A 4,226-nucleotide genomic window follows, 5' to 3' on the forward strand; every position below is an offset into this window, starting at 1 on the left:
CTCGATAAGGTATCCCTGATTCGAGTTTCGCTAGTATCATTTGTCGGTAGTCTTGTGAGTATGCCATAGTTATATTGCACCAATTTTATTTTTCTTTTGCTATAATTTCAAACAATTGCTTTTGAGATAAATCACGCATGCCGAACTTTATTCGACTTTATCAACATAACATTGATAGTCCTGTGGGCACTATTCGTATACTGGCAAGCGAACAGCATCTGTATGCGATATTGTGGCAACATGAAAGCAGTGGGCGTGCCTTGACTGATTTAATTCATACTAATCAAGCACAATATGGCGATGCCATGTTGCAAGACATTCCTACACCTGCAAAAAATATTTTAGACAGCACACAACAACAACTGCTTGAATACTTCCAAAAACAAAGACAAATATTTGATATTCCTATGCAGTTTGTTGGTACAGATTTTCAAATTCAGGTTTGGCAACAATTACAACAGATTGCCTACGGCGAAACGTGCAGTTATATGGATATTGCAAATCGTTTAAATAACCCAAAAGCCATTCGAGCAGTCGGTGTAGCAATTGGCAAAAATCCAATTTCTATTATGGTGCCATGCCATCGAGTAATTGGCAAAGACGGCAGTCTGACTGGTTTTGCAGGCGGATTAGATCGTAAACAATATTTATTAGATGTGGAAAAGCTTTAAATACTCTGCCCTGCTACAAACCCTGATGACCATGCCCATTGAAAATTATAACCGCCCAAATGCCCTGTAACATCCAGCACTTCACCGATAAAATACAAGCCTTTTTGCTTTAGACTTTGCATATCTTGCGATGACACTTCATCACAATCCACCCCGCCCAAAGTCACTTCCGCAGTGCGATAACCTTCTGTGCCTGATGGCTTGACCGCTAAGCCATGCAATTGTTCTGCCAATTGAGCAAGCTTTTGATTATTGATTTCTGCCAAAGGTTTATCGGCAATATCCTGCCATAATAATTGTTGTAATTGTAATACCATATTTTTGGGTAAAAATTCACTTAGAATGGTGCGTAATACTATTTTGGGTTGCGTTTGTTTTTTAGCTAAGAATAATTCTTTTAAATCAATTTGCGGTAAAAAATCAATTTGAATTTCTTCACCCAAATGCCAATAATTGGATAATTGCAAACTACTTGGACCACTCAAACCACGATGCGTAAATAATAAAGCTTCATTAAAACTAGCATCATGATTAGATAATGTCGCATCAATGGCAATACCGCTTAAACTTTCGGTAAAGTTTTTAAATTTATCGCTAAAAGTAAATGGCACTAAGCCTGCTCTTGTTGGATAAACTTGATGCCCAAAATCTTTGGCAATTTGATAACCAACACCCGAACCACCTAAAGTCGGAATAGATAATCCACCACTGGCAATCACTAAAGATTGGCAACTAAATGTTTGCTGTGAGGTGTGAATAATAAATTGATGATTTTGAAACTCGGCTTGCTCGACATTGATATGACATAATATCTCGACATTTTTAGTTTTATCGCATTCTGCCAACAGCATATTCAGAATATCTTTTGCACCATTTAAAGTAAATAATTTACCCAAATCACGTTGTTCATATTCAATTTGATAATCCGCCACCATACCTATAAAATCCCACTGGGTATATTGTGACAATGCCGAAATCACAAAATAAGGATTATGACAAATATAATTTTCGGGCTGTACATCGAGATTAGTAAAATTACATTTTCCACCGCCTGACATCAGAATTTTTTTACCGACTTTATTGGCTTTTTCCAAGATTAACACTTTACGCCCACGTTTTCCCGCTTGGATGGCACACATCAAGCCCGATGCCCCTGCACCAATAATAATTACATCATACTGATTTTTATTTACTTTCTTCTCTTTGGTGTTTTTTGAATTGTGCATAATCAAACCTTTAAACTAAATGTTGTGCCATTGGTGAATGCTGTAACACTTGCAAACCACCCGTGTGAATAAATAAAATCTTTTGCGACTTTGGAATATCATTTTGCAATAAATACTGCCCCAAACGATATAACGCCTTGCCAGTATAAATCGGCTCTAGCGGTAAATTCTGCTGTTGCATATCGTGTATAAACTGCCATAACTTTGCTGTAGTTTTAGCATAACCGCCAAAACCATGTATGGCATTATCATCAAATAATTGCCAATTGATATGATTTAAATCAGCGGTATATTTTAAAATGGTTTGTCTAATATCTGTGAGATGCTTTTCACCTGTTAATGCACAAAATCCCAAATATTGAACATTAGTTTGACTATTTTTATCAGGACTGCGAATTAAACCTGAAAATGTGCCACCCGTCCCCACGGCACAAGCGATAATATCATTTTCTTTATCGCTTGGATTCAAAATTTCTTGACAACCTTGTACCGCCAAATCATGCGTGCCCCCTTCGGGAATAATCCACGCATCGGGATAATCTGCTTGTAATTGCTGTAAAAAATCATCTGTATGTTTTAAGCGATATTGCTCACGACTTATAAAGCGTAATTGCATACCCAAATCTTGAGCGATGTTTAATTGTGGATTGAGTGGTTGATTTTGTAATTCTTCACCACGAATAATACCGATAGTTTTAAAACCAAATTGTTGCCCTGCATGAGCCAAAGCATAAATATGATTGGAATATGCACCACCAAAACTAATTAAGATATTTTTTTGATTTTGCTTGGCATGGTGTAAATGATATTTGAGTTTAAAAAATTTATTGCCCGAAATGGTCGGATGAATTAAATCCAAGCGTTTTACCATTATCGAATAGCCGTGTAACTGTATAGTTTGATACAGCTTGGCATTGACATCGGTGGGGAAATCGACATGACTTTGGGCGGTAGAAAACACAAAATAATACTTTAGCTTTGTAAAAAATCTTGCCACAATATTAACATATTTTTATGCAAAACCGATGAACAGCCATGCAGAAAACTTTGCCTTTATATGTGACCAGTGGTGAGCCAGCAGGAATTGGCTTGGATATTTGCTTGGATCTCGCCAAGCGTGTCGATACTCGCCCTGTAGTCATTTTGGCGGATAAAAAAGCCTTGCAACAACGTGCCGAGCAGTTAGGTGTGCAAGTACAATTGCTTGATTATACTGGACAAAACCAATCTTCTGCACAAGGTGAACTATATGTTGAGCATATTGCTACCGCGTGCGATGTGGTTGCCGGCGAGCTGAATCCGCAAAATTCTGCCTATGTATTAGAGCAATTACGACGCTCTGCCGAATATGCCATGCAAGGCAAAAGTATCGCGATTGCCACTGCCCCTGTGCAAAAGTCGGTGATGAATGATGCAGGGATTGCCTTTAGCGGACATACTGAATATTTTCAAGAATTTGCAGGGGTGCAACGTGTGGTGATGATGTTGGCAACGGCAAATTTGCGTGTGGCATTGGCGACTACGCATTTACCGTTGCGAGATGTGGCGGATGCGATTACCGCTGAACGATTGACGCAAGTGATTGATATTTTATTGCACGATTTAATCCATAAATTTAAGTTATCCACACCACGCATTTTGGTCTGTGGATTAAATCCGCACGCTGGGGAAAATGGCTATTTGGGACGTGAAGAAATTGACGTGATTAACCCAGTTTTAGAGCAATATCGTTCGCAAGGACATGATTTAAGCCTATGTATGCCTGCCGATACGCTATTTACCCCGATGCATTTAAAGGACGCTGATGCGGTGCTTGCCATGTATCATGACCAAGGTTTGCCTGTGTTAAAAGCACAAGGTTTTGGCGAGGCGATTAATATTACTTTAGGTTTGCCTTTTGTGCGTACATCGGTGGATCATGGTACAGCCTTGAATTTGGCAGGTACAGGGCAAGCCAATGCGTCCAGTTTGCATGTGGCGGTGGATTTGGCTTTACAATTGGTAGAATAAATTGGCGATTTTTTATGTTAAAATGCCTAAAAATAGGAGTAAAATATGAGTACTAAATCTTTTGATAAAGCCTTTGCAGTCACCGACCCCAAAGCGATTGAGCAATTGTTGTCTGATATTCAACAACATAAACCGCAAAGAAATGAACCTGTAAAACGGATGAAAGAGCAACCAAGCGTAGAACATGCTTTACAGATTTTAAAGCAACGTTTGGCAAGTAAATGATGATTTACGCTTTATCTGAATTAGGGCGTGTTGACAATTAACGCAAATTGATTATTGTTGCAGCCAGATAGATATTAGCAGCAAAAGATTCATC

5 protein-coding genes are annotated in these 4,226 nt (G+C 38.6%); 3 read left to right on the forward strand and 2 right to left on the reverse strand.

Features of this window, described 5'->3' with window-relative positions:
* Positions 1 to 137 precede the first annotated feature (137 nt).
* A complete protein-coding gene (locus ACEYX7_RS10645; protein ID WP_374805464.1) occupies positions 138 to 671 on the forward strand; it encodes a methylated-DNA--[protein]-cysteine S-methyltransferase in 534 nt (177 codons plus the stop codon).
* On the opposite strand, the gene ACEYX7_RS10650 is transcribed toward ACEYX7_RS10645, so the two are convergent.
* Both ACEYX7_RS10650 and ACEYX7_RS10655 read right to left on the reverse strand, forming a co-directional pair.
* Entirely contained in the window at positions 668 to 1,897 is a 1,230-nt protein-coding gene (locus ACEYX7_RS10650; RefSeq protein ID WP_374805462.1) for a BaiN/RdsA family NAD(P)/FAD-dependent oxidoreductase, read from the reverse strand. The genes ACEYX7_RS10645 and ACEYX7_RS10650 overlap by 4 nt on opposite strands.
* Positions 1,898 to 1,907: 10 nt before the next feature.
* A complete protein-coding gene (locus ACEYX7_RS10655) occupies positions 1,908 to 2,858 on the reverse strand; it encodes a 1-aminocyclopropane-1-carboxylate deaminase/D-cysteine desulfhydrase (RefSeq protein WP_374805460.1) in 951 nt (316 codons plus the stop codon).
* A 74-nt stretch (positions 2,859 to 2,932) separates the two neighbouring features.
* Between ACEYX7_RS10655 and pdxA the strand changes: the two genes are divergently transcribed.
* Both pdxA and ACEYX7_RS10665 read left to right on the forward strand, forming a co-directional pair.
* Complete coding sequence (gene pdxA / locus ACEYX7_RS10660; protein ID WP_374805459.1) at positions 2,933 to 3,907, forward strand: 4-hydroxythreonine-4-phosphate dehydrogenase PdxA; 975 nt, start codon at positions 2,933 to 2,935, stop codon at positions 3,905 to 3,907.
* A 45-nt stretch (positions 3,908 to 3,952) separates the two neighbouring features.
* On the forward strand, positions 3,953 to 4,132 hold the full coding sequence (locus ACEYX7_RS10665) for a hypothetical protein (protein WP_374805457.1): 180 nt from the start codon (positions 3,953 to 3,955) through the stop codon (positions 4,130 to 4,132).
* Positions 4,133 to 4,226: the final 94 nt, after the last annotated feature.

It is taken from the genome of Hubeiibacter jixunmingi (assembly GCF_041928215.1).
GTDB lineage: Bacteria > Pseudomonadota > Gammaproteobacteria > Pseudomonadales > Moraxellaceae > Acinetobacter.

Excerpts from the sequence above, each read along its gene's own strand:
- pdxA (WP_374805459.1), top strand. The coding sequence starts at position 2,933 with ATGCAGAAAACTTTGCCTTTATATGTGACCAGTGGTGAGCCAGCAGGA.
- ACEYX7_RS10650 (WP_374805462.1), bottom strand. The coding sequence starts at position 1,897 with ATGCACAATTCAAAAAACACCAAAGAGAAGAAAGTAAATAAAAATCAG.
- ACEYX7_RS10665 (WP_374805457.1), top strand. The coding sequence starts at position 3,953 with ATGAGTACTAAATCTTTTGATAAAGCCTTTGCAGTCACCGACCCCAAA.
- ACEYX7_RS10645 (WP_374805464.1), top strand. The coding sequence starts at position 138 with ATGCCGAACTTTATTCGACTTTATCAACATAACATTGATAGTCCTGTG.